This is a genomic window from Thaumasiovibrio clandestinus (assembly GCF_047250365.1).
Lineage (GTDB): Bacteria > Pseudomonadota > Gammaproteobacteria > Enterobacterales > Vibrionaceae > Thaumasiovibrio.
This window is the reverse complement of the sequence record NZ_JBLBVL010000007.1, coordinates 1-26,201: the sequence shown is the minus strand read 5'-3', so window position 1 is coordinate 26,201 and position 26,201 is coordinate 1. Positions and strand designations below refer to the sequence as shown.

The following is a 26,201-nucleotide window of genomic DNA, read 5'->3' as shown; positions in this document are numbered from 1 at the left end:
GTTTTTATTATTGTGCTTCAGGTCTCACTATTTATATTTTTCTAGCGCATGATACGTGGCAAGGGGGTGTTAAGAATTCACCATTTTCCAACGGTAATATTTGGTATAACAGAGGGTTAAGTCTTTTGATTGATGTAAATCACAAATTTAAATTCTACTCTATGTTTTTTTATTCCATTTTGTGCGTAAGGACGATAGGTGCCTGCATGTCATACATTAGAAGGCGGTGCTACAAACGTAGGTAGCTTATAACCAGCGCTTACGCCGGAAGAGATAGAGCAGTGATGACGCGATCCCGATCATAACTCCCCAGAGTATAAAGTAACCATTTTTATAGGAGAGTTCAGGAATGACCTCAAAGTTCATCCCGTATATGCCAGCGATAAAAGTGAGAGGGACGAAAATCGCAGAAACGACGGTTAGCAGTTGCATCGTTTTGTTTAGCTGGTGTGAACTGAGTGAGATGTAGCCGTCGATAAGGTCACCGCACAGGTCATAGTACATCGACGTTAAGCTCTCCAAACGTTCAAACTTATCAAAAACATCACGGAAGCTGTGCTTGACTTCGGAGTCACTCATATCTAAATACGCTAGTTCTTCTGTCATTACTTGAGCGAGTAATTTGACGTGATACGACTGCACGCGATGTATTTTACGTAGGTGGGACTTGAGTAAAATAAGGCTGTGCATAAGGTCGTCACTAGAATGCGTTAGCATAACATCTTCTAATTCACTGATCTCATCTTCAGCCTCGAGCACGGCATCTGTAAACCGTTGTGCAGAAGCATTCATGATTTTACTCAACATCAAACTGGGTGAGCGAAGAAATTTAGCCAATGATTTGTGTTGAAGAAGTGAATCGATGCCATATGAGTGTTCAACTCTGCGCGTAATCAATATGTTCTCACCAAGAAAACACGCTAAGGCCATTGTTTTTAGATCGAGGTGTGGCTCAATATGACTAAACCCGCGGTAGAGAACGAAAGTGTAATTATCAAACTCTTCCACTTTTGGTGGCCGACGATCACGCTGCGCATCTTGAATTGCAAGCGGGTGGCAGCCAAGTTTCGTGAGTAGCTTTTCTTCGTCAGCGAGAGGCTCTTTGTAAAAGTCGATCCAGATTTGACCACCGTCTTGACGCCATTGCTCAACGAGTTCCTCTCCGCCTTCGATTAGCTTTTGATCTTTGAGATATACGGTTTTTAGCATGCTTGTAACCCCTCGGTATTAACTTTTCAGTGTAACAACATACGGTCAACGTCTGACTTGATAAAAAAAATCGAACAAGTGTAGAGCAAAACAAACATTATCTAATTCTGTATGGGAACAGCAGCAGAGAGTCTTCAATTAATTCTCGTTTGTGGCTATTCGCTAAGTATATAGCATGTAGGTCACGCTGAAATGTTGGAGTATTGGTGACCAAAAATAATTGCTGGCGGCGAAGCTCAGTAAAACACATTTGGCGGGGAAGGTATGCCGCTCCGCCAGCATCTAATATAAACGCCATCGCGGTGTTGGGTTGGTTCATATGATGTATAGGGGGCAGAGCGTTGCCAAAATTATCCAAAAACATAGCGTTAACGGTATCGCCATAATCAACCATGACAAAGTTAGACAGTTCAGAGATCTGTTTGACGGGAGCAGTACTAACCAAGACTAATGGTATGGAACATAATTTTTTAGTGACAATCTCATCGGTGTAAGGAGGTTCGAACAAAAAAGCGATATCCAATATTCGGCTCAATACATTTTGCCGTAACTCTACTGATGAATAGGTATGGGTATAGAGGTGCACATCGTCGATATTGCGATGAAGCTTGTGTAGCCATTCGTGCAACACCATATCCCAGATTGAGGCCATTGCGCCGATAAAAAGTTGTGAGCCGTCGCTATCGGTAACCCCCACTTCTTGTTTAATTTTATGCCACATTGCCAACATGTCGTTGGCATGTTTTACCAGCTTATCCCCTTCAGCCGTCAGTTTGAGTCGTTTATTCGTTCGATCAAAAAGCATCACGCCGAGCTCTTCTTCAAGCAGCTTGATGCGAGAACTTACCGCCGCTTGGGTCAAGTGGAGGTTCTGAGCAGACATGCGAATGTGCAGTGTATGGCTCACTTCAATAAACGTTTTGAGCAACTCAATTTTCATCAGTTTGATAGATTTTTTCTTACAACCTGAAAGAAATATATAGTTTTATTTGTTGGTTAACAAGGTCTACATTCTCATAGCATTAGTAGAGGAGTAGAAAAGTGAAAATTGCCATCCTATCAAGAAATACCAATCTCTATTCCACCAAACGCTTGGTGGAGGCTGGGTTAGAGCGTGGTCATGATGTTGATGTGATCGATACATTGCATTGTTACATGGATATCACAAGTAGCCGGCCAACGGTGCGTTATAAGGGTGAAGAGTTACCCATTTACGACGCTATCATTCCTCGCATTGGCTCATCGGTGACTTTTTACGGTACGGCTGTTGCTAGGCAATTTGAAATGATGGGCACCTTCAACGTCAATGAATCTGTTGCAATCAGCCGCTCGCGTGACAAGTTGCGTTCTTTGCAGCTGTTGTCACGTAAAGGTATTGGGCTGCCAAGGACCGGATTCGCGAGCAAACCCGATAATATTAAGGATTTGATCAAAAATGTAGGTGGTGCGCCTCTGGTGATTAAATTGCTTGAAGGGACGCAAGGGATTGGCGTTGTATTGGCGGAAACATCGAAGGCTGCTGAGAGTATCATTGAAGCATTCATGGGGTTGAAAGCGAACATCTTGGTTCAAGAGTATATTAAGGAATCTGGTGGCGCCGATATTCGCTGTTTGGTGATTGGAGGTCGCGTTGTTGCAGCGATGAAACGGCAAGCGGCAGAAGGGGAGTTTCGATCTAACCTGCACAGAGGCGGGTCGGCAGAACTCATTCGTCTCACTAAAGAAGAGCGAGAAACTGCGGTTAGCGCCGCTAAAATTATGGGCTTAAATTTCTGTGGAGTTGATTTACTTCGATCTAACAGTGGGCCGATGGTAATGGAAGTTAATTCATCCCCGGGTCTTGAAGGGATTGAAACGGCGACAAACCTAAATGTGGCTGGCAAGCTCTACGAATTTATAGAGAAAAATGCCAAGTTTCATGGCAATAGAACACGCGGAAAGGGCTAGTTTTATGTCACCACTCATCATTGGAACACACAGTATATTAGCTGGAGAGCGTACAAAAATCGCTCTCCCTGTTGCTAAGCTTTATACCGACGCAGAGGTTTCCCTTCCTGTGTATATTGTGCGGGGAAAGCAAGAAGGGCCGACTATTTTTGTTAGTGCGGCCGTGCATGGTGATGAATTGAATGGCATCGAAATTGTTCATCGCATTATTAATATGAAGCGTTTTAAAGTTGTTCGGGGGACCGTTATTTTTGTTCCTATGGTTAATGTTTACGGTGTGATACATCAAAGCCGGTATTTACCCGATCGACGAGATCTTAATCGCAGCTTCCCTGGGTCACCCAAAGGTTCTCTCGCCGCTCGGGTCGCCAATATTTTTAGAACCGAGATTATCGAAAAATGTCAGTATGGTATTGATCTGCACACAGGCGCGATTCACCGAACTAATCTACCTCAGATAAGAGCGAATGTAGAGGATGAGGTGACCGCCGAGCTTGCTAATGCATTCGGTGTTCCCGTGGTGCTGCATTCGGAAGAAATTGATGGGTCATTGCGCGATTGTGCGGCTAGTTCTAATACTAAGGTACTGGTGTACGAGGGGGGTGAGGCGTTACGTTTTGATGAAACCTCGATTCGCATGGGAACACGGGGAGTTATCCGTGTTTTGCATCATTTAAATATGATCAGTAAAGGACTGCGCTTTCGTCGAGACGCGCCTAAACCTGTTGTTGCGCGTGGCAGCCAATGGGTAAGGGGTAGTGCAAGCGGTATTGTTAAGCATAAATACCAGTTGGGTGACTATGTAGAAAAAGGCGACCAACTGGCGACAATTAGTAGTGCCTATGGTGAAGAGTTAGCCGTGATTTTAGCGCCACGCACTGGGGTTATCATTGGTAAGCAAAATATCCCTTTGGTACAAGAGGGCGAGGCGATGTATCACATTGCTTACTTTGATGAAGATGAGCAGGCGATAGTCCAACAGATAGATCAGTTATCTGAAGATTTAACATTGAGAGAAATGAAAGAAGGTCTGTGATGAAAAGTTGTGATAATAAAAAAATCATTATTGGTCGATTAGAGACTATCTCTTTACCGGAACTCGGCATGGAGAATCTTACTGTGCGCGTCGATTCTGGCGCGCAAACATCATCTCTGCATGTGGATAATATTACGCTAGTAACAGTGAAAGGAAAGCCAGGCATTCAGTTCGATATTCATCCTGAAGTACATGATGTGGATAAAGTGGTGAGGTGTAAATCTGAGTTGTATGACTTGCGTAAAATTAAGTCATCGAATGGTGCTTCGGAGTTGCGTTATGTTATCGAAACAAAGGCGAAACTTGGGGGCTTGGAATGGCCTATCCAAATTACATTAACAGACCGGTCAGATATGACCTACTTAATGCTACTTGGTCGTCAAGCCATGGGTAACAAATTTCTAATTGATCCATCACAAGTCTTTTGTGGCTCGAGTTCTCAGGAGTAATCAGTGTGGTTGAAATGGCTATTTCATGGTTAGAAATGACGGTTTTTACCTTTAATAACAAGCCTGTTACCCTGTGGGAGATTCTTGCTGTTCCGGCGTGGGTGGTTATTAGTTTGTGGATGTTAAAACTGCTAATAAAAGCGGTGTCTTCTAAACTTACCGCGTCGGGCAAAGATCCTAATATAGTGCACTTAATCGAGCGTGTTTTGTTTGTTGTTGTACTCGGCATTATATTTCTTACCACGTTATCAATGCTAAATATTCCCATCACTGCGTTTGCCTTTCTTTCAGGCGCTATCGCGATCGGGTTTGGCTTCGGTGCACAAAATATTATCAATAACTTTATTAGTGGCTGGATTCTTATTGGCGAAAAGCCGATTAGAATTGGAGACTTTCTTGAGGTTGAGGGGGCGAAAGGAACGGTAGAGCAAATCAACACACGTTCCACTCGAATCCGACGTGTCGACGGTGTTCATATGCTAATCCCAAACAGTAAACTACTCGAAAATACGGTGATTAATTGGACTTTGCGAGATAAGTTAGTTCGAGGCTCCGTTGTTGTGGGAGTGGCATATGGAAGTGATGTTAGGTTGGTTGAAAAGCTGATGAGAGAGATCACGGCCAATAGCCCTCAAGTATTATCCACACCAGAGTTAGGGGTGTTCTTTCAAGACTTTGGTGATAATGCCTTAATATTTGAAGTTTTTTTCTGGATTAACTCTCAGATAGAGGGTGGTGTTCGTGCTGTTACTAGTGAGATTCGTTTTGAGATAGACGGTGCATTTAAAGAGCACGGCATAACTATCGCTTACCCACAGCGTGACATTCATCTTGACGGTACGATAACAGTAATACGTGAGTCACGTGCAGATTAACAAAGGGTGACTGAGAGAGATCGTGTAGTGTGCCGGTAATAATGAAAAATATGGGAATAGCAGGGATCACGCGGTAGCTTGTGGGTGAGGCTAGGCGCTATGGGGGTTACAGCTGTGGTGGTGTAGATATTGCTGAAATCGACAAAATCCGCGCCCTTTGGATAAGCATGCACAAAAACGGCATCGTGTGTGATAGCAGTGAAACGGCACTCAATAAATTTGTAAAGCGAATGACGGGTGTTGAGAACGTTGGCTGGTTGGATAAGGGGCAAGCAAGCGTGGTGATAGAGGGATTGAAAAGCTGGACATACAGATGAATGACGAGAGATTGAGTCAATGAGTTACCACATTTATGCCCTACAACGTACTGGCAACCAGTAAGAAATCCTCACTCGTTGCCGTACATTCGTTTGCCTAAATAGCAACGCAAAGGCTAACCCTGTTTATCGGCGACGAAGTGCCAAGTTAAGCAGTGCCAACAAAGCCAATCCACCCAGAGAACTCCCGCTCGACTCATCACTTGATGGCGGCTCAGTCGGTTCTGCTGGGGCAACATACTCCATGATGTTGACAGTGGTCGTTGTGTCGCCATGCAAACTGTCGTTATAAACAATTGTGGTACTTACGTGATCTGCAATCCACGTCTTATCACTATTGAAACTCAACGTAGCGTCACACCATTCCCCAGGTAGTAAACTGGTATTACACTCATCAGATAACGTAAATAAACTGCTATCGTCTTGAGGCTGGTTATCTACCAATTGTGGCACCATTGACACGGTAAGTTCGCTCAAGTTCTGAACCCGCACAGGCCACTGATACTGGTGAACACCTGCATCAGCAAAGAGCTCGATAATCGCTGTTGGTGCGTTTAAAGCGTTAACAGTGCGTAGCAACCAATCAAAGTAACCAGTAAATGTGTGGTATTTACTTTCAGTTGATACCCCTGTACTGCTATTAAACAGGGCGAATACACGCCCGTCTTCATCATAAATACCAGTACCGCTATCGCCTTCATTTATCGCTTGATTTGTGACGGCATCGGCAGTTAAGTAAGGTGTGGTATTGAAGTGGATATCCCAGTAGCCAATTCCAACTTCTTCCCAGTCGACCCTTAAAGGATTAATATCCGCGAACATTAGTTCAACCGAACCTTTTTGCATTATCGATGGTTGAGCACCATTTTCATCCAGTCCCCAACCACGAATGGTTAAATGGCTACCGATCGAGTGCAAAAAGTGCTCGTATACTTCAGACGGGTGATTCAATGTAACGCCTTCAAAATCACTAAATGGAATTAGGGCGCCTACATGTTGCTGCTGAATCACTCCATTAAGCGCAATAACAGCGACGTCTAGGTCGTTTGAGGTATCATCAGCTAAGTCAGTAAAATGATAAGCGTTTGCGAGAACCATTTCGCCGCTCTCATCTTGATACCGATCTAGCTCAGGCTTAATGTAGTATTCGTATTGATTGCGTACATTATCCTTTAGCTCTTGTAGCTCGATACGAGTGAAACTGGCTTGACCGCTATAGGCCAAGTTGTCATCTGTATGAAACTCAATACCTTGCCACACGTCAATATGACCGGTGGTATCCGTGGCAAATTTGTCATCCCACAGCGGCGTACAGTGCCGCGCTGTTAGAATGTACTTACCCCCCAGTAATGTGCCACCACAGTAGCCAGCACTGGTGCTAATTTGGACCTGAAAGTCCATGTATTCGTCGGCGGTGACATCCTCACCGTGTCGGATTGCGTTTGCGTTAAAGGCGGCAAACAGTAGACCTGCAGTAAATATTTTTCTAATCATCATTACGTCCATTTATTGATGTCAAAATAAGCCACATTCAATTGATATTAAACGTTTTTATTTAATATAACTACGCAAGGAAACAGCATTAGAAGTGATTAAAACATAAGCAGTGTGGATGTATAAATCAGAAAGCGGGTATTTTTAGCGACTCACCGTTGATAGCTAATCGCGGACGCCGATAAGGCCCATAAAAGATTAAAGCCTTATCAACGAAATTACGCTCAACTCAAGGGCGGCGGTTTTAGCGGCGGCGAATCGCCAGCTGTAATAGTGCCAGTAGAGCAATCCAGCTAAGCGCTCCACCACTAGAACCATCTTCACTTGGTGGTTGTGTAGGTGCATCTGGTTCTTCAGGCTCAGTTGGCTCTTCAGGCGCAACGTATTGCATTATGTTTACAATGGTAGTTGTGTCGCCATGTAAACTGTCGTTGTAAGCAATCGTGGTACCTATGTGCTTGTCAATCCACACGTTATCACTATTGAAACTCAACGTAGCGTCACACCATTCACCAGGAGCTAAACTGGTATTACATTCATCGGATAACGTAAACACGCGGCTATCGTCTTGAGGCTGGTTATCTACCAGTTCGGGCACCAAGGACACGGTAAGTTCGCTCAAGTTTTGAACTCGTACTGGCCATTGATACTGGTGGACACCTGCATCAGCAAATACCTCGATAATGGCTGTTGGTGCATTAAGCTCATTTATTGAGCGCAATAACCAATCGTAGTAGCCAGTAAATGTGTGGTAGTTGCTTACCGTTGAGATTCCAGAGGTGCTGTTAACCATAGCAAGGACTTTTCCCTCTTCATCAACAATACCAGTGCCACTATCTCCCCTGCTGGATTTTTGGCTATTAACAGCATCTACGGTTAAATGGACATAGGTATCGAATCGAATTGACCAATATTGCAACTCTTCAGACCAACTAATCCAAAGCGGGTGTATGTCTGTTTCAATTATCTTGACATTGCCTTTTTTCATACGGCTTGGTTGATGGCCATTTTCATCTAAACCCCAGCCGCGAACAGTTAGTTGTCCGCCGATAGGATGAGAGAGGTGGTCATAAATGTCAGTTGGGCAATTTATCACCATACCTTCAAAATCACTGAATGGAATAACAGCCCCAACATCCTGCTGTTGTATTGATCCATTCAGTTGAATGAGTGCTACGTCTAGGTAGTTTGACGTCTCATTCGTAGGGTCAAGCGAATGGAAACCATGGGTTAGCACGTTTTCACCACTTTCTTCCTTGTATCTTTCGAGCTCAGGCTTAATGTAGTATTCGTATTGATTTCGTACATTATCTTTTAGCTCTTGTAGTTCGATACGACTGAAACTGGCTTGACCGCTATAGGCTAAATTGTCATCAATCTGATATTCAATACCTTGCCACACGTCAATATGACCGGTGGTATCAGTGGCGAATTTGTCATCCCACAGCGGAGTGCAATGGCGCGCAGTTAGAATGTATTTTCCACCAATCAGCGTTCCTCCACAGCTGCCAATATGGGTTCGAATTTGAACCTGAAAATCCATGTACTCTTCTTGAGTGACATCATCACCGTTCATCACAAAGCCTTCGATGGGCATTGCGTTAATGTTGCAGGTTGCTATTAGCACGGTTGCTGTTAGTAATTTCTTAAACATCATTACTTCTTCCTTGATATTAAATTACAATGCATCGCACTGATTTTAAATAATTTTTTCGATAATAACTACGCAAGAAAATGGTATTGAATTTAACCAATGCATTAGCAATGTGGATGTATAAATAGGAGGCAGGTATTTTTACTTGCCCAGCTATGCTGCAGTGGTAAATTACCGCCAACTCGGTGGCACACCCGACATGCACCCGCAAAACGCCGCCATTCCCGCACGACCATGGTTAGGCACCAGCAGTGACGATATTGATGCCATTAGCGAGATGATCGTCGAGTTTCTACAAGGGCATTAGGCGCGGTTTTTAGTGCCAGTGGTGGCATTGTATGGGTGAGACCCGTTTAAACAGTTTGCGGAGGGTTTAAACGGGATTTTGCTGGATAATCGGCTTACAGTGTTGATTGCGTTAGCTGCGACGAGTATTGCGAATGCCTAAGTCAAAACGAGACATTTCCAATTAAGCAAATAAAGGCAGGTTTCCTGCCTTCACATAACTTCTAGTATCTAAAATATAAAATGCCACCGTTTCGACCAATGGCATTTTTAATTACACTTTGTGAGTATATATTTAGATGCGGCCGGTTTTTTTTAGCCACCACTCAGGCGCCCAACTTGTAGCTCTATTGGTCAATTCAGGAGAAGCGGCAGAAAAATTAAGCAGTAGTGATTTAATGGTTGAGTTACTTTCATCATTAGCATGCATAGAGTGCAACCAATAACCGAAGTAGGACTTGAAATCGACATGCTCCCCGATTTGGTATGAGCAACTATCCATTAAAGAACGATAGTAATGCCCTAGTGAAACGAGCAAATAGCCCAATTCATAATCCTGATTCTTATCGGATTGTAGCAAGGCATAACCGATTTCTTTTATCTCGTCTTTATAAACTGCCCAACGTGTAAGCCAATCGATCTTGTGGAAATCAGAATTAGTCTTAACTTGAACAGATAACAAAGAAAAAAGCTCTTCAGTGATTTCTTCTTTACTGAACCGATGAACTCCCGGGAGGTTATTTCTCTCTGTTTGAGTTATATCTAAGCTTTCAGGAAACTCTGGTTCTTGGTAAGACAGATCGTAATAGTATTGACTTTCGTCGACACACCTCAATAATACGGCTTTAATATCCTCAGCAAAGGATTCAAGGGGATGCGTTTGTTTTACCGAAGGTTTACTGCTCTGTAAAACATTGTGGTAATCCTGATAGCCCAACTGTTTAGCAATGATGTTCAAGCAGTCGTTATAACGTTTATCAGGTTCTGATTTACTGAGGTGTTTGGCTTGTTTTTTTACGTGGGATACTAAATTTTGTTTGTGATTTGACATGATGCTTTCCTATAGCCATTGAACAAACAGTGCACCCCTCACCGTACTCAATAGGCACGAAAAACGATTAAACCAAATACAAACAAGTGATTCTCTATAGAGATTTGCCTTGGGGTGGGCAGGCGTTCATGAAAAACCATGTTCATTTTGCGCTATCTCATAGGGTAATGTCAATAATATTTCAACACGTTATTAAGGGGTGCTTCTCTCGATTTATTGCTTCATCACGTAGAAGGCTCGTCTCAACGCATATACAATTTCTCGTCATTTCCTGGGGTACCTGTCATTTCACCCCCGAACCTCTTCCAACCAAATCTCTAATCCCATAGCGCCATACTAGCGCAGCGCGGTAACAACTTAAGCTCTGTTCTTGCCAACATTGGTGAGATGTTGCTGCTTTCCCATGACCAACGCTTTCGTGATCAACTCAGCCCAGATGGCGAACTCTGGGCACCACTTTCAACCAATTATAAAAAGCCTAAGAATTCTAACCTTATCTTGCAGCTCAACATGCACCTGAGTGGTGAGCTGGCCTATGATGCCGATAACCAAAGCCTTGAGTTTGGCACCAACTTTGAATACGGCGCGATTCACCAATACGGTGGAACCCCCGAGATGCGCCCGCAAAATGCAGCCATTCCCGCACGACCATGGTTAGGCACCAACAGTGACGATATTGATGCGATTGGCGAGATGGTGGCAACGTTCCTACAAGAGCATTAGGCGCGGTTTTCAGTGCCAATGGTGGCATTGTATGGGTGAAACCCGTTTAAACAGTTTGCGGAGGGTTTAAACGGGGTTTGAGGGGTAAGCAATGGGGTTAACAGTGTTGAACGTGTTAACTGTGGCGAGTGTTGCGTGAGCTAAGTCGAAGCTGGACATTTTCGTGTTAAGTTTTTTGTTCTAATTTCTCTACAGCCTATGTAAGAGTAACTTGAAACCCGGCAATACCATTTTCTTGATTGGGGCAATTTGGGCAATGCAGTACTGCAAACCCAATATTCTCAGCAGTCACTCCCGTGTGGAAAGGTTGCCCGCTTTGACACTAATGATTGGGAACATCAAGTCTTTCACCATTTCCGACCTATCTGGAATCTACAGGTATTCACTGTACATAAAACACCCAAAACAAGATTGCATGCTGCACAGATGCAGACTTATACGGAAAGTTCTGGATGGGAAAAGTGTTCACAAACTGCTTATAGCAAGCGCTTTGGGGCTTATTTTATTTGTTGAATAGGTCATGAGCATAGTCTTCATGAACAAAAGCCATATCACCACCCTCAACATTGATATTTAAAACCTCGCCACTATCAATGTATGATTTCATCTCAACAAGAAAGCCGTTCTCCACCGCCTTCTCATTATATGAGTAATGCTCATGAATAAGGTTTGTTATATCAGATAACTTTACAATTTCTCCTTTTCTCAATCCGTTAGATAAGCAATCGTGAGCTAACTCTGCACCTATCACTTGCCATTTTTGGGAGCGCTCTATCAGTTTCTGTAGCCCTTCGGCATCATCTTCTTTGCCGAATAACTTACGAAAAAAACCAGCCATGACATTATTCCCTCCGTGAAGTGTGGTGTCATTACCATTATATGCAATATTTGCGCTTTTGCGTATTCCGGTGATTGCGCTCTAAAGGTATCACGCCCGATTAAGTTTGCTAAACTTTATGCATATAACATCGTGGAGGTGCGTATGTTCGAGAATCTACTTGAGTTTGGTAACGTCTTAGTACCTGTACTTCTTAGCTATACGGCAGCGGTTGCTACGTACAAGACAAGAATAGAGGCAGCACCATCTGGAGCCATCTTATTACCTACGGCACTCCAATCAACTCCTTGTTCGTTGATTACTTTGCTTATGGCTCCATGCATTTTTTTGCCCGCACTATACGTCTGGCAATATGATGGATTTAAAGCTGCGCTGATCACCTTCTTTGCGTTGCCATTAATCATGACAATTACGATTAGAATGCTATCTCCAGTGTCGCTGATTTTTTACCACTTTGTGGCAGCAACCGGCACCATGTTTATTGGCTACTATCTCGCTTATACAACCTGGCCATGATCCAATAATAATCGCTATGGAAAATAGCTATGGAAAATAGCTATGGCTGGCTAAATCAGCCTTTGTTTACACTGTATTATGCAGATTTGGAGAGCTACAATGAAACTATTTACCTTCTTCATTACAGCTATTTTTTCCTTTAATTCCTTCTCCCACCAAGATAGCACTGCAGCTATCCTCTCGGCCATTCCTGCTGCGGAGCACAGTCTAGATCAAAAAGAGATTCTCGCTGTTTGGCAAATAACAAGCACAGAAGTAGCGCCATCAGGTCAATGGTGTCAAATGTATATATCTGTAAAATTCAATAAAGATAAAGCAAGGCTCCTTCACAAGAAAATAATAATGGAAAAAATAAATGCTGGTAAAATCCTACTGGTTGATTTATCCCATCGAAATAAGCTTCGGAAAAAAATAGAAATTCAACAAATTAATCTTGAGAAAAGACTTAATAACTTAGATGGGTACTTCTATCAGTTTGAATGTCATGAGAACAAGTCTTTACAAGATCTTGCTCATATGTTTGATCTAGATGAATAATGATCCCCAAAACTTTAGGACGCAACTCATCACTGGTGTTTTCAGTACATCTACATAAAATGGGGTTGAGATGAACCTTTTCGATCACCATTAGAAAAAATATGACAATATGTTGTTAGGATTCAGACTTCAGGTGCGCTTTCTCAAGCAACGCCCCAGCTATAATTGCTAAAGTAACCATTGCTGCCTCACCCCCGAACCTCTTCCAACCCAATCCCTGAGTTCATAGCGCCATACTGGCGCTATGAACAAATGCACAGCACCACATCACCCCTTTGCCAGCATCGCCAACGCGGTTTTATCCACCCAATCGGCACCCCCGAAGATCTAACCTGCTGGTATAAAGAAGGCGGCATGGAGGCAGGGGTTGAGAGTGTTATCCACATAGAAGATCAAGATGGTGATCTGCTGGTTGATGAAAAAATCACAGCCAGCAGTTTTCAATTGGAAGAGGTTCCTATGGGAACAGAGTCTATAACGATCACTTTAGTTACCTGTCGCGAAGGCCACGAGTCGTTTAAGTACCGTTTAACCGCTGCGCTAATTGCGATTGTTTAAACAGTCACCTAGCACCAGCGCAAATCCAGTGAAATCAGGCACCGGGAAAAATGAAAAAAAAGGGGATTGAGAATTTTTCATTTTACCCGGTTTAATTTTTCATTATTGGCGGTGCGCTACACTACAACAGATCGCGACGTGATCTGAATGATGATCTACCTTGGTGTAAGTGATTGTTTTTAGATAATATTGAGAATGTTGTTATTGAATGTCAGAGAATAGCAGCAGCATATTTTCCTGCTAAAAAGTTGTTTGTCAGCAACATGACATATTTTTGTATTAATTGGTTGACGCCAATAAGTAGTTAATTAATTGGAAAAAAAAAGCATTATCCACAGTTTTGGTGCATAACTTTTTAACAGTAAAAAATGCGAGATCAGAAGATCATTCTTCTACTCCGCCTCGCGATCTAACCCGCCATTTCAATAGTCAATACAGTTAGTTAACGAATAGCACTCCTTAGGCTGTGTATCGCATATGTTCGCTATCAATGCAGGCGCGATGGTGCCTGTTTGGTTGAGGTATACGCGTCATTTGGGCGCGGTTGATGGTTCACTTCCCCGTGAGTATTTCATTGGTGAAACTGATCCTGCCACCTACATTTATGAACAGTGTTATGCTGAGACATTGAGTGCTATGGCTAGGAAAAAATAATGGAATATACGTTTGTGCTTGATTTTAAAGTGCGTGACTATGAGTGTGATTTGCAAGGCATTGTTAATAACAGTGTGTACCAGAACTATTTAGAGCATGCGCGTCATGAGTTTTTATTAGAGAAAGGTGTCGATTTTGCAAAATTGACCCATGACAAAATGCATTTGGTGGTAACCCGCGCAGAGCTTGATTATAAGACCCCGTTGACGAGTGGCGACAGGTTTTGGGTGGGAGTGAATATTGAACGCCAGTCCAAGGTTCGATTTGTATTTAAGCAAGACATTTATCGTAGTGATGATGACAAATTAGTGGTTAGTGCCCAGATAACAGGTACATCGCTGAACGAGCGCGGGCGGCCAACGAGCTTAGATTGCGTAAATGAACTCTTTGAGTGATACGTCACTGATACTGGCGTTGCTGTTTAAAATTAATAGGTTACAAAGAATACAGGTTTACGGCTTCTTATAAATGGGGAAAATTTCTGATATTTAGCTGTTTTTTCAGCTAATCTTGTTAATAGATAGGTACCATTTTATGTAGGAATTGGTATGACAGCACAAAAACGACGCATAGATGTAGAGTTGATCAATGCTCTAAACGACGACTTGGCGTTGTTCGCAGAAGAGCACGATATTGACGTAATAGATTTAATTGTCAGTCTTAAACTTACTTTAGATGAGTTGGCGGATCGGGCGGGCGTTGACTTGCTGGGTATCAAGGTATCAGAAACACCTAAAACACCGACGTTGCACTAGTCGGCGTGTAAGCAAGGTGAGTGAGGAGAAAAAGGGGCGAGTAGCCCCTTTTCTATTAAGCGACATTTTGCACAAGTGCAGAGATGGCAGGGTGATCTAAGTCACCGCGCGCTACGCGCGCTCGAATTTCTTCAGTGGAAAATTGCGTTTCATCGTAAACGACGACTACGCTGGTATCGCCACTTTGTAGGAAATGTGACTCACCGTATTCGGTGTATCGGGTTGCACCAATACTTAGTAGGGTTTGTGTAGGGTAGTTGGCGCTGGCAAGCCAAGCGGCAATGTTTTCTGTTGGACCCACATCTTGCTGGTGATTCATTCTATCCATCACCCAGTCTAATAGCGTCTGATGGAAGTAGCTATAACCGATCACTGGACTATCTTCACCATACGCATGCCATTGTCCGGCTCTTTGGTGGAAGCTGGCGATGCGGAAACTGTCTAGTTTTCCACCTGGGTTAAGGTTATCTAGCTCAATAAGGTGAGCACTGATCCCTTTTGTTTGCGTTCCCCAGTTCTTCTTTTCACTAATTTTCTTTGCATTCGGCTTGCGGATCGAGCAATCGTTATAGGCTGCGAATGCACGTGGAGTGATCGCTGTGACCTGATTGTTGTCATAGGTGATATCACATAATAGTGCGACTTCAGGCTCTATTTGCAAATTGTCAGCATCGTTTGGTGGCACGATGGTATGCGAACATAGTGGGTATGTGTTGAGGAAATGCGTTCCGTTAGCTGGGACATAAAACGGGAAAATGGCTTTGGGCTGCGTTGCACTTTTTACGGCAACGGTTTGAAAGTCTTTGTCTTCACCGGCTTGCTCTAAATGGCCTGCGAAATTACCCGCAACGCCAAAGCCGATCAGGTGTTGAAATGGCATAGTGTTTCCTTATATGAGTGCATGAGGATTGTACACCAGTAATGGGCTTGGAGATAAGCTTAGGAACAAGTAAAATCAGTGCAAAAGATTGTGGAGTATGAGTGATGAATCTTTGTGATTTAAGCGCAGAGCAAAAAAATAATATTGAGTTAGATAAGCAAGCCGCGTACATCGTGTGGCAGATGAAGCAAGGTAAGGCGGGCAACGAAGCGGTTAGAGCTCAGTTGGATAAACTATCTAAACCTGACGATCAAGCGCTGTTTAAAGCAGCAATTGAAAAGTATCAACTTAAAATGACGCGTTAAACGTTGCCATCGCCCTCATTGTGCTATTAATTCTCGCATGATCACTCGGCGCATTATCTATTCATGCTCACCTACAGTGACTAAATTGTTCGGTTTTCTATCTCTTTGTCATTGTAGGTATATACTTCAAGGAAGTAATCATTGACACCAAGGAGAGTGCGATGAATTTCCTGCGGAGTTGGCTGTTTCTTAGCTTTCTTTCGATGCATTTCCTGTCAGTACATGCTAATCCTCTTCCTGGTGAAGGGGTGACGATTCAGCCAGTGCAAACATCGATAGAAGAGCGATTTCAGACGCTGATTGTAACGAGAGCACTGGAAGAACTTGGTTACGACGTCAAACCAATTGTTGAAATGAGCTACGATGAAGCTTATTCAGCACTGGCCAGTGGCGGAGCAACCTTTATGGCTGCGAGCTGGGCACCATTACATAAAGATAAATATGAAAAAGCAGGAGGAGATGATGCTATCTACCGTGCTGGTTTGTTTATCCCTGGAGCAGCACAAGGTTACGTGATTGATAAAAAAACGGCGGTTCAGCATGGTATTTACCGCTTAGATCAACTGGAAGACCCATTGATAGCGGAGTTATTTGATCATGATGGTGATGGAATGGCTGATCTTATCGGCTGTGACTTAGGGTGGGGATGTGCGGGGGTGATTGAGCATCAATTGCAAGCGTATTCCTTGCAACGCACGGTTACCCATGTGCAAGGTGACTATTCAGTGTTGATTTCGAAAGTGGTAGACAGTTATCGCAAACAGAAACCAGTACTTTATTACGCTTGGACGCCTCATTGGGTGAGTGGTGAGTTGGTTCCTGGTAAAGATGTTATTTGGTTGGAAGTGCCTTTCTCAGCATTACCAGGCTTAAGGGAGGCGCAAGACACCACATTGCCTAACGGAAAGAATTACGGTTTTGAAATGAATAGTCAGCGTATTGCGGCTAATTTAGCCTTTGCTAGAGAGCATGCTGCAGCGGCGAAACTGTTTGAAGTGATGCAGTTAGACATTCAAGATATCAGTGCTCAAAACATGATTATGCATCGTGGTTATTCTCAGAATGAAGATATTGATCGCCACGTTAAAGGCTGGATACGCGCCAATCAAGCCTTGTTTGAACATTGGTTAGACAGGGCAAGAGAGGCGTCGCATTGAGTTTACTGTTCAGTGTGAGGAGATGATTAGCCGTAACGTTGTTGCGCACATCGTGCCAAACCTGCCGTCACTGAGCCAAAGTAGTCTCCGCCAATGAGCTCAATGCCAGGAAGGCGAGATTCGATCAGTTGTCTAAGTATGGGAGAGCGAGCACTGCCGCCAGTAATGAAAATGCTATCGGGCTTAGTACCAGCCTGATTTACTGCGTCATCAATCAATTGACTTATTTTTTCTGCATTAGCCGCTATTGCTCGTGAGAAAGTTTCTTTGTCACAAGCAATCTCTAGTTGTTCTTCTAGTAGCATGATTTGCGTGCTTGCCTGTTCTTGATTAGATAAGGCTATTTTAAGTAATTCAGCATGCCTAACTAGCTGGTGGCCAAGTCGTGCCTGATAGACGTTGAGCAAGCGTTGTAACTGTTGTGGCACTCGCGCATTTCGGTGTAGCTCTGTCAGTGCTTTATGGTTTTTATAGGCGTAGAAATCAGCTTGTGCGACAACATTATTAATGGCGATTGGATCCCAAAATTGGCAAACAGGCATACTTAGCCCCGTTGTTGTTAGCGAGTTTTTGCCAAACTCTGGCATGATTTGCTGGAACGCGATGCCAATATCTAGATCATTTCCTCCTACTCTACAGCCGCTATGCGCAAGAAGATCTTGTTCTCGGCTACTGGCGTTGCGGTGTTGAGGTCCCATGCGAAGCATTGAACAATCTGTCGTACCGCCGCCAATATCGACGACTAGTACATTTTGGTTGATCTGCAGCGTACTTTCATACTCGATGCCAGCCGCGACCGGTTCATATTGGAAACTGATATTGTTAAAACCAGCCCGTTGTGCAGCCCGTTGTAGAATTTGAATCGCTTGTTGGTTGGCTTTTTCCCCATCCACGCCTTGAAAATTGATTGGGCGACCAATAACGGTATCAGAAATGGTAGTTTGCAGTTGTCGCTCTGCTTGTTGCTTGATGTTTAACATCATGGCACACACTAAATCTTCAAAGAAACAGACCTGACGTTCATGTAGACCGCTAGTACCGAGAAATGATTTTGGACTTTTAACGAAGTAGCTCTCTTCGGGATCACGAAGGTAGTGATCCAACGCGGCTTGACCAAAAAGGATATCGTCTGTGTTGACTTCTATTCCTTCATCTTTGTTGAACTGGATGGATGAGCGAAGCAGTTGCTTGGCGACTTCGTTGTCTGGCGTTAACCCGTGGTGTCGAAAGAGCGCTTCTGAAATGGCTTCTCGGGTAGGGGCACAAATGGTCGATGAAATATAGGGTTGCTGGCCTTCTAGATTCAATAACCTTGGTGTTTGCTTTTCCATGATAGCAACGGCACAGTTTGCTGTGCCATAGTCAAATCCAATATACATACGAGAGCCACTTTATCGAGAAAAAGGCAGGTATTTTACGGTGCTGCTGATAAATTGCAATTTAGAAAATGGGGATCGTGCCATCACTTCGATGGCGGCTAATTGAATGGTCCCTTAACCTTTGCGACTCAGGGACCGGGTTGATCAGTTTATTTTGAAGTCATCCAGTAGTTGATGTTGCTCGCGAGAAAGCGACGCAAGCTCTTCAGCCGATTGCGCAGTACGTTTAACGCCAGCAACATTACTAAGAACAAGATTTAAGGTTTGGTTGACGTTATTAGAGATGTCATTTGTCACCATAGATTGCTCTTCAGCAGCAGCCGCAACTTGGCTGTTAATATGCGAGATCTGATTAACTGACTCAGTAATCGCATTAAATGAGTGACCAACAGCTTGTGTGCTCTCGTTGGTCGCGCTGATCAGTTGAGCATTCTCTTGCATTAAACTATCTGCATGCTCTGACTGTGCTTGCAACCTTTCGATAATTAGCTGGATATCTTGCGTTGAGCGCTGCGTTTTCGCGGCAAGGTTTCTTACTTCGTCGGCAACAACGGCAAATCCACGGCCATGTTCGCCGGCACGAGCGGCTTCAATTGCTGCATTAAGGGCGAGAAGATTCGTTTGTTCAGAGACATTTTTAATGACATCAATAACAGATTCAATCTCAACGGAGAACTCTTTAACTTCACGAACTATTTTTGTACTTTCTGCCATAGAGTGATCAATTTGTTGAGCAACCGCATTCAATTCATTTAAGGTCACTTGTCCATGGTTGATGTTGTTGATGGCAGTGCTAGCGTGACGTTCCGCATCAGCGGCGTTGTTACTGACATCTGATGAAGTGGTAGATAATTGTGTAATCGCAGAGGCAATTTGTTCCATCTCATGCTGCTCTTTTTGCAAGTTTTCTTGCGAGCTATCCATTGCACGATCTAATGTACTTGAAGATCGGGCCAGCGAATCGGATAGATGGTTAATGCCTGAAATGGCTGATTGGACGTATTCAAGGAAAGTATTGATTGCAGCTGAAGTCTGCGCAATATCATCATCGCCGTTAACAGGAATACGTTGGGTTAAATCTTTTTGCTGTTGCGCTAAGCCAGTAACCAGTGCTTTTAGACGTAAAATGGGCTGGTATACATAATTTAGGGTTAAGATAAAAAGCCCAGTAAACAAAGCAATAAGAAAAACAGAGAAGAATAAGGCGCGTTGTTGAAGTCGAGTGGCTTCGGCCATCACCTCTTGTTCACTGATACTGATATTGAGTTGCCAATTCAGGCCATTCTCTAACGGTACAGCAAGGGTTTTAGAAAAGTAGTGCTGGCCATTGATGATGACTTTTGCTACCTCACTTGTCTGCTGAATAAGCTCACCGAGAGGTTCTCTAAAATAGCGTTGGTTGTCAGAAGAGAGTATGACGTTATTGTTTTGGTCGGCAAGTGTGATGATTGAGTTTTGACTTGGTAATTTTGAAATGATGGTGCCAAATTTATCATCGGTAAAATCAGCGAGGTATGCACCAATAAATTGACCATGTTGATAGAAAGGGACACTGATGCCTAACCAGATTCGGTCATCGGCACTAGATTCGAACGGGGCAATAACTTTTGCACTCCCCCATGCTTTCGCTTCAATATACCAAGGACGCATTCTCGGATCGAAATCATCACCTAAAAGCGTGCGCTTCTCAATGGGTTTGCCGTCATCTCGAATAATGTAGGTGTCAGCGCTGTCGTCCAAGCCTATAAAAACAGCCGAAAAATCGCCGGCTTGCTGAACTAACTCTATTGATTCATGGATACTGTCAACACTAAAGTGCTTGTTTTGCATTTGACGAATAGATGCGTCAACAAGTGCTTTCTGTGAATTGAATAAGGTAATGATTTCATCAGATTTACTTTCGCTAATTGCTTCAATTCTCTCGCTAGCGAAGTTGAAATTAAGGAGGTTTATTTGCCTAAAGACATAAGGGACGTAAAGAAGGCAAAAAAAGAAAAACGCGGTTAGAAATGAAGCAATAAGTTTATTTCTGAAGCTAATTGTCTTGAGCATATTAGAGTAACTTAACCTATTAATGAATATCAACATAACTTAACGCCAGCTTACTAAGTTCTTCTGGGGCTAAGTTTTGCAGAGCATAACACTGGGTAATGGCTTGTGATAAGTACTTTTCATCTCGGATATCCCTCGCATGGCTTTATATCACACTATCGATTAAATTATTTTAAATGATCACTTAAAGAGTATGTAACGCGTTATTTAGCTATTAGCTGTGTTGTATTGTTTATGATGTCAATATGGTTTTATTGCATACCATGATTAGCAAAATCGGAAGTTAAGAGACTTAGAGTCATTGTGTTTTCATTTTGCGAATCTGCACTATTGTTCCTATGTTATTGATAAGAATGGTTAACAGCCTTTGGCATCTAACTTGCTTTACCTTTCAGGTCAAATATAGGAGAGCAAGATGAAGCGAGTCAGAATGCCCATTCTTGGGCTGGCAATGGTGAGTGGTGTCAGTATTGCTGCCCCCTTTGATACGTGCCCAAGTAAAGCGTATCTATTTCAAGGGAAACCTGTTGAAGTCTATGGTGTAAATCTAGTGTCTGGTACTAGTGCATTATTGTCTAATAATGTTGGTATGACCGGTAATATAAATGCTGTCGGTTTCAATTTTACGGATCGGTATATTTATGGTTTTAATACTACTGATTTTAAGGTTGTGCGTTTAGGAAAAGACTTTCAAGCTGAAGCACTCAATGTTGTTGGATTGCCGGATGACAAGACGTTCTTTGTTGGCGATGTGTTCAATCATACCTATTATCTATACCGTAAGGGGACGGGGTTGTTTAGCATTGATTTGTCGCCGCTAAGCAACGATCCCTCAGCCGAGTTGACCGCGGAACTGATTACAGCAACTGCAACGATTGCACTAACTGATTTTGCCGTTAATCCCGTTAATAATCGCCTGTACGGTATTGACAATGGATCAGGGGAGTTATTTGAATTTGACTTACTAAGTGGCTCTTCAAGCAGCGTTGGTCTAACTGGTGAGCTAGGCACCTTTGGCGCTGGCTATTTTGATGTTAATGGCAACTACTATGTTTCTAGGAATCAAGATGGACAAATCTACCGTATAGCGTTAGGCGATGAGGGCGATATTGAGACTGGCAATGTGCCGGCCGTCAAGTTTGCCGACGGCCCATTTTCAAACCAAAACGATGGTGCGCGGTGTGCAAATGCGCCCGTCATTGACGAAGACTCCACTATTGATTTCGGGGATGCGCCAGACAGCTATATGACAACGTTGGCGAGTAACGGGCCCAGACATGAACTTGATGGCAATACATGGCTCGGTGTGAATCAGCCTGATGGTGACAATGGGTTAATTGAGGCGCCATTCTCTGACGATACGCTTGGCCTTAATGATGAAGAAGGGGCGGCTGTTGTAACGGCACTCGAAGCTGGTCTTGATGCCATTATTAATTTATATGCGAATTCGTCGGGATATGCATCTATTTGGATTGATTGGAACGCTGACGGGGACTTTGCTGACGTTGGCGAAAAGGTTATTACTGATGAGCGATTAACCGAAGGAATGAACCCTCTTGTTATCGCCGTCCCGATTGATGCCTCTCAGTCTGATAGCTGGATGCGTGTTCGGTTTAGTCAGCAAACAGGGTTAGATTATTTTGGCGGCGCACAGTCAGGTGAAGTCGAAGATCATTCGGTGTCTATTGTTGCGGCAGAGACGAGTATTCGCCATTTTCCGTCTGCGGGAAGTTATGTCACGTTAGCTTATGAAGATACCTGGCCCCTAACTGATGATTATGATCTCAATGATCTAGTTGTTCGTTATCGAGTCAGTGAAACTCTGAAGTCAGACAAAGTGGCAAAAAGTTCGATTAGCGGTAAATTTGTTGCTGTTGGTGCAGACTACCGCAATGGGTTCGCAGTAAGGATTCCGGGGGTATCACCTGACAATATTAATTTGCAGACATCGAGGTTGTTCATTAATGGGCGATTACAAGAAAACGTAAATTTAGAGCAAGGCACCGATGATGCAAGTTTTGTTATTTCACATGATACTTTTTTAACGGTAGCGACAGACTGTGCATTTTTCCATACTCAAATAGCATGTCAGCAAGGTAGTGAAGCGACCTTCTCCTTGCATATCAACTACATTGACCCGCTATTGCAAACGACGATAGGTGCTTTTCCTTACGACCCATTTATTTTTGCCACAGAGAATCGATATCACGGTGCTTTGTTCGACGAACTTCCGGGTCGCAGTTTGGAAATACATTTAGCTGATAGGGCACCCACCAAAAAATTTAATCAGGCCTACTTTGATTTGCAAGCCGATGATGATAGCGATCCACAGCAAGGTAAGTACTTCAAAACCGAAAATAATCTTCCTTGGGCTATTTTGATAGCAGATGAATGGCAATGGCCGCAAGAAGGTATTGATTTGTTGCAGGCGTATCCGGCATTTAAGCCTTACTGTGAAAGTGGGGGCGAGCAGCGAGTTGATTGGTTTGAGGCGGTGAATGCCGTGGCAAATAAAATATACAAATAGGTGAGACGATGAAGAAAATAATGTTAATGATTATTGTGACATTCAATCTTACTGCTTGCGGAGGTGGAGGTGGTGGCGAAAGTGACAGCACTCAGGCTACACCGGGAGGGGGCTCGGGGGGAACGTCTGATGACTTAGAGACAAGTAGCACAGACAACCGTGATAGTACGATACTAGAAAAAACCACTGATCTGGTGGCACCAGAGGGGTTCGATTTCAATCCGCTACAAACACGGGTATTAGACGTTGATGTTTCAGCTGTGTCGTTAAAGAAAGCCCATTTGACAGTTTACAGTCACTTCAGCGAATTAAATGGGGGGGAGTTTGTACCTGTTTACAATAGCAAGGTGCTGTCGGCCCCGCTGGTTGAGGGGGCTGTTTCAGCGGTCGTAACGGTTAGTGAAGCTAACCAGCAATACTTAGCTGACATATGGTTCTATGATGGCTCTCCATCACTTCAACAGATCTATAACGTAACTGATGAAGAGTGGCAATGGCAATAAAACGTTGGCGAAAATAGCGTGAGGGCAATACAGCTGCGAATAATTCGTCATCTGTATTGCCTTTTGCAGTTCTATATTTTAGCCACTTAGGGTAATTAACGTTGCTTTACTGATAATAGCGGCGATAATATGCGCCAGTTTATTGGTGGGGACAAAAAGATATGCGTGCATTTGTACTGAGAGCAAGGGCGGCGTCAACGGAAAGTCAGCAAATGTTGGCAGGAGTCGGAACAGAGTCACATAGCGAGATTATGGCGCATATGCTGATGAATGCGATGTTTACTGCCCAGTCTCATCGTGAAGATGTGGTCGTGCATATTGTGCTAGAAAGCACCAAAGATTTTTCGCGTACGGTCACTTTTGATGTGAATAAAATTAGTGATGTTGGTGGATTCCACGAACAAGCATTGCTCGCCAAGGTTGCTCGTGCGCTAGATGCATCAGTTGGTATGGGAAAAGAACAGCTACGGCAGGTTGAAGCAGGCCTAACGGTAAGAACCATTAGTTTTGAAAAGCTGGTGGTTGAATTGGCTGAAAGTTATCAGCTGTATATGATGGATAAAAAAGGCACGTTTATTCGTGATATTGAAATTGCGCACAACCCATGCTTTTTGTTAACAGATCATATACCGATGCCAAAGAAAAGCTTTAATAGTTTGAAGCGACTAGGAACAGAAAAAATCAGTCTTGGCCCTAAGATGTTATTCGCATCTCAATGTGTCACGCTTATCCACAGTGAATTAGATCTGCGCGATTAGTAGCGAAAAGAGAGTGGAACTGCAGAGTGCTAGCACTTCTTACTTGGCAGTTCCGATATCGTAGATCTGAATGTTTAACTATCGGATGGTTGACCTAAAGTCAAAGTCGACGGTTAAACAATTAATGAACTTGTACCATTTATCAGTAAGTACCAGCTTCTCGTCTAAATCCCCGACAAGGTGTCGTGCGGCAGAGCTTGTCTCAAAGCGTGCATACTTATGATGTAGTAGCCACTTTAGGTGTGCTTGAGGTAAGAACTCACAGTTTTCTCGACCCAACCGACTACTATGTATTCTACTGGTGGTTGTCATTATTCCAAAAGGAGCATCATTCCAATGATTAATCTGGTGCAAATGTTGAAATAACATCACATACATCCATGTGACAAAACAAATCATGAAGATCGTTAGGAAAATCATTTTGTTTCTCTTGTTTATCCTAAAATATGTCTGTTAATTTATCGCATTGTGAGCCAAATCACAAGAGGCGCGTGCGCTAAGTCACACTTTAGCAATTAAATGGGGATCAATTTGGTGAAAGTGTCTTGTTAGCCTCTCTGACAAAATGTCGGTTGTAACAATTCCCATGGTTTGTTTTGCAACAAATACTGAACTTAACATAAGGACAAAAAAGTTATATCAATGGCGCGTTTCGTGTACCACCATTGCCTGTAATGCAAGATTGTGAGGATAAGATCGCAAATAGCATGATAAGGCATAAAGAGTCACGGTCTCCTCTTTTGCCCATGCTAAATTATCTCCCATGTTTATTTATTCTGAATTGTACGCATGTATCCAGTTTTATTTTTGCTGATATTATTTATTTTGGCTGTTTTTGGCATAGAAAGTGCCACGAATTTACAACGAAAGCGAACCTATCGGAGATTGATGACAGTCGATAATGACAGTAAAGATATTGATGCCTTTTTAGAACGGTATAGGGAAATTATTGTTAGTGAACGTATTCCGTATGTCGAGGTGGATACTTTGATTTTTGGAGTCATGATACCTAGAAATGTTTACCTCGGTCGGTATATGTATATTGACCTTTCACTTGAAAAGGTCATTAGCCCTTACTGGAGAAAAGATTGCCTAGTGTTTAGTACGCATTTTGAACAAGGAGTGTTTGAAGTGAGTTTGCCACTTAAGAGTATTGTGAGGTTGTATCCTTTAGATACCGACTTCGCGGAGCCAGCTTGACAACAATGTAAGGTGAATAACGATATTAATGTGCAGGTGCAGTATCGAATGTGCTGGCGTAGTTTCAACTTGGCATTGTTAATGTGTTATGAAAAAGCCAGGCGAACCTGGCTTGGTGTATACGCTTTCTACCGTCAACCTGCCGAGGCAGGTGGCCAAGGCGGTAGTATAAAACTAAGCGAGTTAGTTTGGAGTTTGCGTTACTCTTTAACTATAGAGCATCATTTAAACTGAAGTGTTAGTTAGATCACGCTACATTTTTTTGCGTTCCATAATAACTCCCTCAATGTCATATTTGCTGAAATAACGGCTAATTATGACCGTTCTTTACTCATTGTTCTGAAACTTAGGTTGAACAGTGCGTATTCAAAGCGAATTTAAGCAGGCGGAGTTGGCGCTTTATTGTTCAAAGTGCTGGTGTTTTGTTCGAACGATCCGTTTGGCATGTTTTTTTTTGAAGTCGGTCTTGCCATAGTGAATTTTCTCCCTATAATGCGCCACCACTGCCAAGGAAAACGAGACGAAAGTCACACTGATTGGTG

Annotated in this window: 29 protein-coding genes; 19 read left to right on the top strand and 10 right to left on the bottom strand. The window is 43.2% G+C overall.

All coding sequences use genetic code 11. The features are described from left to right. Positions 1-246: 246 nt before the first annotated feature. Together corA and ACKLNH_RS11410 are read right to left on the bottom strand one after the other, a co-directional pair. A complete protein-coding gene (gene corA / locus ACKLNH_RS11415; protein WP_413112393.1) occupies positions 247-1,209 on the bottom strand; it encodes a magnesium/cobalt transporter CorA in 963 nt (320 codons plus the stop codon). 97 nt (positions 1,210-1,306) lie between these two features. Continuing rightward, complete coding sequence (locus ACKLNH_RS11410) at positions 1,307-2,149, bottom strand: LysR family transcriptional regulator (protein WP_413112392.1); 843 nt, start codon at positions 2,147-2,149, stop codon at positions 1,307-1,309. Between the two features lie 101 nt (positions 2,150-2,250). On the opposite strand from ACKLNH_RS11410, the gene rimK reads away from it, so the two are divergent. The 5 genes from rimK (at position 2,251) to ACKLNH_RS11385 (ending at position 5,833) form a co-directional block, all read left to right on the top strand. Then, on the top strand, positions 2,251-3,156 hold the full coding sequence (gene rimK, locus ACKLNH_RS11405; protein WP_413112391.1) for a 30S ribosomal protein S6--L-glutamate ligase: 906 nt from the start codon (positions 2,251-2,253) through the stop codon (positions 3,154-3,156). Positions 3,157-3,160: 4 nt separating this feature from the next. Continuing rightward, on the top strand, positions 3,161-4,192 hold the full coding sequence (locus ACKLNH_RS11400; RefSeq protein WP_413112390.1) for a succinylglutamate desuccinylase/aspartoacylase family protein: 1,032 nt from the start codon (positions 3,161-3,163) through the stop codon (positions 4,190-4,192). Then, positions 4,192-4,641, top strand: coding sequence for an ATP-dependent zinc protease family protein (locus ACKLNH_RS11395; RefSeq protein ID WP_413112389.1), 450 nt, complete (start codon positions 4,192-4,194; stop codon positions 4,639-4,641). Before ACKLNH_RS11400 ends, ACKLNH_RS11395 begins: the two co-directional genes overlap by 1 nt. Before the next feature lie 14 nt (positions 4,642-4,655). Further along, on the top strand, positions 4,656-5,516 hold the full coding sequence (locus ACKLNH_RS11390) for a mechanosensitive ion channel family protein (protein ID WP_413112388.1): 861 nt from the start codon (positions 4,656-4,658) through the stop codon (positions 5,514-5,516). Between the two features lie 80 nt (positions 5,517-5,596). Next, positions 5,597-5,833 (top strand): phage protein GemA/Gp16 family protein, encoded by a 237-nt coding sequence (locus tag ACKLNH_RS11385; RefSeq protein ID WP_413112387.1) that lies wholly within the window; start codon positions 5,597-5,599, stop codon positions 5,831-5,833. A 126-nt stretch (positions 5,834-5,959) separates the two neighbouring features. Here the strand turns inward: ACKLNH_RS11385 and ACKLNH_RS11380 are convergent, their stop codons facing one another. Next, positions 5,960-7,330 carry a trypsin-like serine protease gene (locus ACKLNH_RS11380; protein WP_413112386.1) on the bottom strand — a complete coding sequence of 457 codons (1,371 nt, stop codon included), beginning with the start codon at positions 7,328-7,330 and terminating at the stop codon, positions 5,960-5,962. Between the two features lie 241 nt (positions 7,331-7,571). Continuing rightward, positions 7,572-8,984 (bottom strand): trypsin-like serine protease, encoded by a 1,413-nt coding sequence (locus ACKLNH_RS11375; protein ID WP_413112385.1) that lies wholly within the window; start codon positions 8,982-8,984, stop codon positions 7,572-7,574. A 142-nt stretch (positions 8,985-9,126) separates the two neighbouring features. Here ACKLNH_RS11375 and ACKLNH_RS11370 point away from each other — a divergent pair, with 142 nt between their 5' ends. Then, positions 9,127-9,288, top strand: coding sequence for a phage virion morphogenesis family protein (locus tag ACKLNH_RS11370; protein ID WP_413112384.1), 162 nt, complete (start codon positions 9,127-9,129; stop codon positions 9,286-9,288). Positions 9,289-9,561: 273 nt separating this feature from the next. On the opposite strand, the gene ACKLNH_RS11365 is transcribed toward ACKLNH_RS11370, so the two are convergent. Further along, positions 9,562-10,317, bottom strand: coding sequence for a hypothetical protein (locus tag ACKLNH_RS11365; RefSeq protein ID WP_413112383.1), 756 nt, complete (start codon positions 10,315-10,317; stop codon positions 9,562-9,564). 333 nt (positions 10,318-10,650) lie between these two features. On the opposite strand from ACKLNH_RS11365, the gene ACKLNH_RS11360 reads away from it, so the two are divergent. After that, positions 10,651-11,040: a phage virion morphogenesis protein gene (locus ACKLNH_RS11360; protein ID WP_413112580.1), complete on the top strand. Its 390-nt coding sequence runs from the start codon at positions 10,651-10,653 to the stop codon at positions 11,038-11,040. A 502-nt stretch (positions 11,041-11,542) separates the two neighbouring features. Here the strand turns inward: ACKLNH_RS11360 and ACKLNH_RS11355 are convergent. Further along, positions 11,543-11,878: a hypothetical protein gene (locus ACKLNH_RS11355; protein WP_413112382.1), complete on the bottom strand. Its 336-nt coding sequence runs from the start codon at positions 11,876-11,878 to the stop codon at positions 11,543-11,545. Between the two features lie 144 nt (positions 11,879-12,022). Here ACKLNH_RS11355 and ACKLNH_RS11350 point away from each other — a divergent pair, with 144 nt between their 5' ends. The 6 genes from ACKLNH_RS11350 to ACKLNH_RS11325 all read left to right on the top strand — a co-directional run bounded on the left by ACKLNH_RS11350 (position 12,023) and on the right by ACKLNH_RS11325 (position 14,898). Next, a complete protein-coding gene (locus ACKLNH_RS11350) occupies positions 12,023-12,394 on the top strand; it encodes a hypothetical protein (protein ID WP_413112381.1) in 372 nt (123 codons plus the stop codon). Between the two features lie 99 nt (positions 12,395-12,493). Next, positions 12,494-12,931, top strand: coding sequence for a hypothetical protein (locus ACKLNH_RS11345; RefSeq protein WP_413112380.1), 438 nt, complete (start codon positions 12,494-12,496; stop codon positions 12,929-12,931). 252 nt (positions 12,932-13,183) lie between these two features. Continuing rightward, positions 13,184-13,489, top strand: a complete 306-nt coding sequence (locus ACKLNH_RS11340; protein ID WP_413112379.1) for a hypothetical protein — start codon at positions 13,184-13,186, stop codon at positions 13,487-13,489. Positions 13,490-13,966: 477 nt separating this feature from the next. Beyond that, positions 13,967-14,143: a hypothetical protein gene (locus ACKLNH_RS11335; protein ID WP_413112378.1), complete on the top strand. Its 177-nt coding sequence runs from the start codon at positions 13,967-13,969 to the stop codon at positions 14,141-14,143. Next, a complete protein-coding gene (locus tag ACKLNH_RS11330) occupies positions 14,143-14,538 on the top strand; it encodes an acyl-CoA thioesterase (protein ID WP_413112377.1) in 396 nt (131 codons plus the stop codon). The genes ACKLNH_RS11335 and ACKLNH_RS11330 overlap by 1 nt, the downstream gene beginning before the upstream one ends. Positions 14,539-14,691: 153 nt before the next feature. Continuing rightward, on the top strand, positions 14,692-14,898 hold the full coding sequence (locus ACKLNH_RS11325) for a hypothetical protein (protein WP_413112376.1): 207 nt from the start codon (positions 14,692-14,694) through the stop codon (positions 14,896-14,898). Positions 14,899-14,953: 55 nt separating this feature from the next. Here ACKLNH_RS11325 and ACKLNH_RS11320 read toward each other — a convergent pair whose 3' ends face one another. After that, the gene (locus ACKLNH_RS11320) at positions 14,954-15,778 is read right to left on the bottom strand and encodes a DUF5718 family protein (protein ID WP_413112375.1); all 825 of its coding nucleotides are present in this window, start codon (positions 15,776-15,778) and stop codon (positions 14,954-14,956) included. Between the two features lie 104 nt (positions 15,779-15,882). On the opposite strand from ACKLNH_RS11320, the gene ACKLNH_RS11315 reads away from it, so the two are divergent. After that, a complete protein-coding gene (locus ACKLNH_RS11315) occupies positions 15,883-16,083 on the top strand; it encodes a DUF3283 family protein (RefSeq protein ID WP_413112374.1) in 201 nt (66 codons plus the stop codon). Positions 16,084-16,244: 161 nt separating this feature from the next. Beyond that, positions 16,245-17,240, top strand: coding sequence for a glycine betaine/L-proline ABC transporter substrate-binding protein ProX (gene proX, locus ACKLNH_RS11310; RefSeq protein ID WP_413112373.1), 996 nt, complete (start codon positions 16,245-16,247; stop codon positions 17,238-17,240). A gap of 26 nt (positions 17,241-17,266) precedes the next feature. Here proX and yegD read toward each other — a convergent pair whose 3' ends face one another. Together yegD and ACKLNH_RS11300 are read right to left on the bottom strand one after the other, a co-directional pair. Further along, positions 17,267-18,619, bottom strand: coding sequence for a molecular chaperone (gene yegD / locus ACKLNH_RS11305; protein ID WP_413112372.1), 1,353 nt, complete (start codon positions 18,617-18,619; stop codon positions 17,267-17,269). A gap of 144 nt (positions 18,620-18,763) precedes the next feature. Next, complete coding sequence (locus ACKLNH_RS11300) at positions 18,764-20,671, bottom strand: methyl-accepting chemotaxis protein (protein ID WP_413112371.1); 1,908 nt, start codon at positions 20,669-20,671, stop codon at positions 18,764-18,766. Positions 20,672-21,086: 415 nt separating this feature from the next. Between ACKLNH_RS11300 and ACKLNH_RS11295 the strand changes: the two genes are divergently transcribed. From ACKLNH_RS11295 to trmY, 3 genes are all read left to right on the top strand, one after another. Then, positions 21,087-23,198 (top strand): LruC domain-containing protein, encoded by a 2,112-nt coding sequence (locus ACKLNH_RS11295; protein ID WP_413112370.1) that lies wholly within the window; start codon positions 21,087-21,089, stop codon positions 23,196-23,198. A gap of 8 nt (positions 23,199-23,206) precedes the next feature. Continuing rightward, positions 23,207-23,701, top strand: a complete 495-nt coding sequence (locus tag ACKLNH_RS11290; RefSeq protein WP_413112369.1) for a hypothetical protein — start codon at positions 23,207-23,209, stop codon at positions 23,699-23,701. 161 nt (positions 23,702-23,862) lie between these two features. Next, positions 23,863-24,459, top strand: a complete 597-nt coding sequence (gene trmY, locus ACKLNH_RS11285; protein WP_413112368.1) for a tRNA (pseudouridine(54)-N(1))-methyltransferase TrmY — start codon at positions 23,863-23,865, stop codon at positions 24,457-24,459. A 78-nt stretch (positions 24,460-24,537) separates the two neighbouring features. Here trmY and ACKLNH_RS11280 read toward each other — a convergent pair whose 3' ends face one another. After that, on the bottom strand, positions 24,538-24,828 hold the full coding sequence (locus tag ACKLNH_RS11280) for a hypothetical protein (RefSeq protein WP_413112367.1): 291 nt from the start codon (positions 24,826-24,828) through the stop codon (positions 24,538-24,540). A gap of 519 nt (positions 24,829-25,347) precedes the next feature. Between ACKLNH_RS11280 and ACKLNH_RS11275 the strand changes: the two genes are divergently transcribed. Further along, the gene (locus ACKLNH_RS11275) at positions 25,348-25,659 is read left to right on the top strand and encodes a hypothetical protein (protein ID WP_413112366.1); all 312 of its coding nucleotides are present in this window, start codon (positions 25,348-25,350) and stop codon (positions 25,657-25,659) included. The last annotated feature ends 542 nt before the right edge of the window (positions 25,660-26,201 follow it).

Bases quoted from the DNA above. Each gene is read 5' to 3' on its own strand.
- corA (WP_413112393.1), bottom strand. From the start codon at position 1,209: ATGCTAAAAACCGTATATCTCAAAGATCAAAAGCTAATCGAAGGCGGA.
- ACKLNH_RS11410 (WP_413112392.1), bottom strand. From the start codon at position 2,149: ATGAAAATTGAGTTGCTCAAAACGTTTATTGAAGTGAGCCATACACTG.
- ACKLNH_RS11400 (WP_413112390.1), top strand. From the start codon at position 3,161: ATGTCACCACTCATCATTGGAACACACAGTATATTAGCTGGAGAGCGT.
- ACKLNH_RS11395 (WP_413112389.1), top strand. From the start codon at position 4,192: ATGAAAAGTTGTGATAATAAAAAAATCATTATTGGTCGATTAGAGACT.
- ACKLNH_RS11390 (WP_413112388.1), top strand. From the start codon at position 4,656: ATGGCTATTTCATGGTTAGAAATGACGGTTTTTACCTTTAATAACAAG.
- ACKLNH_RS11380 (WP_413112386.1), bottom strand. From the start codon at position 7,330: ATGATGATTAGAAAAATATTTACTGCAGGTCTACTGTTTGCCGCCTTT.
- ACKLNH_RS11375 (WP_413112385.1), bottom strand. From the start codon at position 8,984: ATGATGTTTAAGAAATTACTAACAGCAACCGTGCTAATAGCAACCTGC.
- ACKLNH_RS11365 (WP_413112383.1), bottom strand. From the start codon at position 10,317: ATGTCAAATCACAAACAAAATTTAGTATCCCACGTAAAAAAACAAGCC.
- ACKLNH_RS11355 (WP_413112382.1), bottom strand. From the start codon at position 11,878: ATGGCTGGTTTTTTTCGTAAGTTATTCGGCAAAGAAGATGATGCCGAA.
- ACKLNH_RS11350 (WP_413112381.1), top strand. From the start codon at position 12,023: ATGTTCGAGAATCTACTTGAGTTTGGTAACGTCTTAGTACCTGTACTT.
- ACKLNH_RS11345 (WP_413112380.1), top strand. From the start codon at position 12,494: ATGAAACTATTTACCTTCTTCATTACAGCTATTTTTTCCTTTAATTCC.
- ACKLNH_RS11340 (WP_413112379.1), top strand. From the start codon at position 13,184: ATGCACAGCACCACATCACCCCTTTGCCAGCATCGCCAACGCGGTTTT.
- ACKLNH_RS11335 (WP_413112378.1), top strand. From the start codon at position 13,967: ATGTTCGCTATCAATGCAGGCGCGATGGTGCCTGTTTGGTTGAGGTAT.
- ACKLNH_RS11330 (WP_413112377.1), top strand. From the start codon at position 14,143: ATGGAATATACGTTTGTGCTTGATTTTAAAGTGCGTGACTATGAGTGT.
- ACKLNH_RS11325 (WP_413112376.1), top strand. From the start codon at position 14,692: ATGACAGCACAAAAACGACGCATAGATGTAGAGTTGATCAATGCTCTA.
- ACKLNH_RS11320 (WP_413112375.1), bottom strand. From the start codon at position 15,778: ATGCCATTTCAACACCTGATCGGCTTTGGCGTTGCGGGTAATTTCGCA.
- ACKLNH_RS11315 (WP_413112374.1), top strand. From the start codon at position 15,883: ATGAATCTTTGTGATTTAAGCGCAGAGCAAAAAAATAATATTGAGTTA.
- proX (WP_413112373.1), top strand. From the start codon at position 16,245: ATGAATTTCCTGCGGAGTTGGCTGTTTCTTAGCTTTCTTTCGATGCAT.
- yegD (WP_413112372.1), bottom strand. From the start codon at position 18,619: ATGTATATTGGATTTGACTATGGCACAGCAAACTGTGCCGTTGCTATC.
- ACKLNH_RS11300 (WP_413112371.1), bottom strand. From the start codon at position 20,671: ATGCTCAAGACAATTAGCTTCAGAAATAAACTTATTGCTTCATTTCTA.
- ACKLNH_RS11295 (WP_413112370.1), top strand. From the start codon at position 21,087: ATGAAGCGAGTCAGAATGCCCATTCTTGGGCTGGCAATGGTGAGTGGT.
- ACKLNH_RS11290 (WP_413112369.1), top strand. From the start codon at position 23,207: ATGAAGAAAATAATGTTAATGATTATTGTGACATTCAATCTTACTGCT.
- trmY (WP_413112368.1), top strand. From the start codon at position 23,863: ATGCGTGCATTTGTACTGAGAGCAAGGGCGGCGTCAACGGAAAGTCAG.
- ACKLNH_RS11280 (WP_413112367.1), bottom strand. From the start codon at position 24,828: ATGTTATTTCAACATTTGCACCAGATTAATCATTGGAATGATGCTCCT.
- ACKLNH_RS11275 (WP_413112366.1), top strand. From the start codon at position 25,348: ATGACAGTCGATAATGACAGTAAAGATATTGATGCCTTTTTAGAACGG.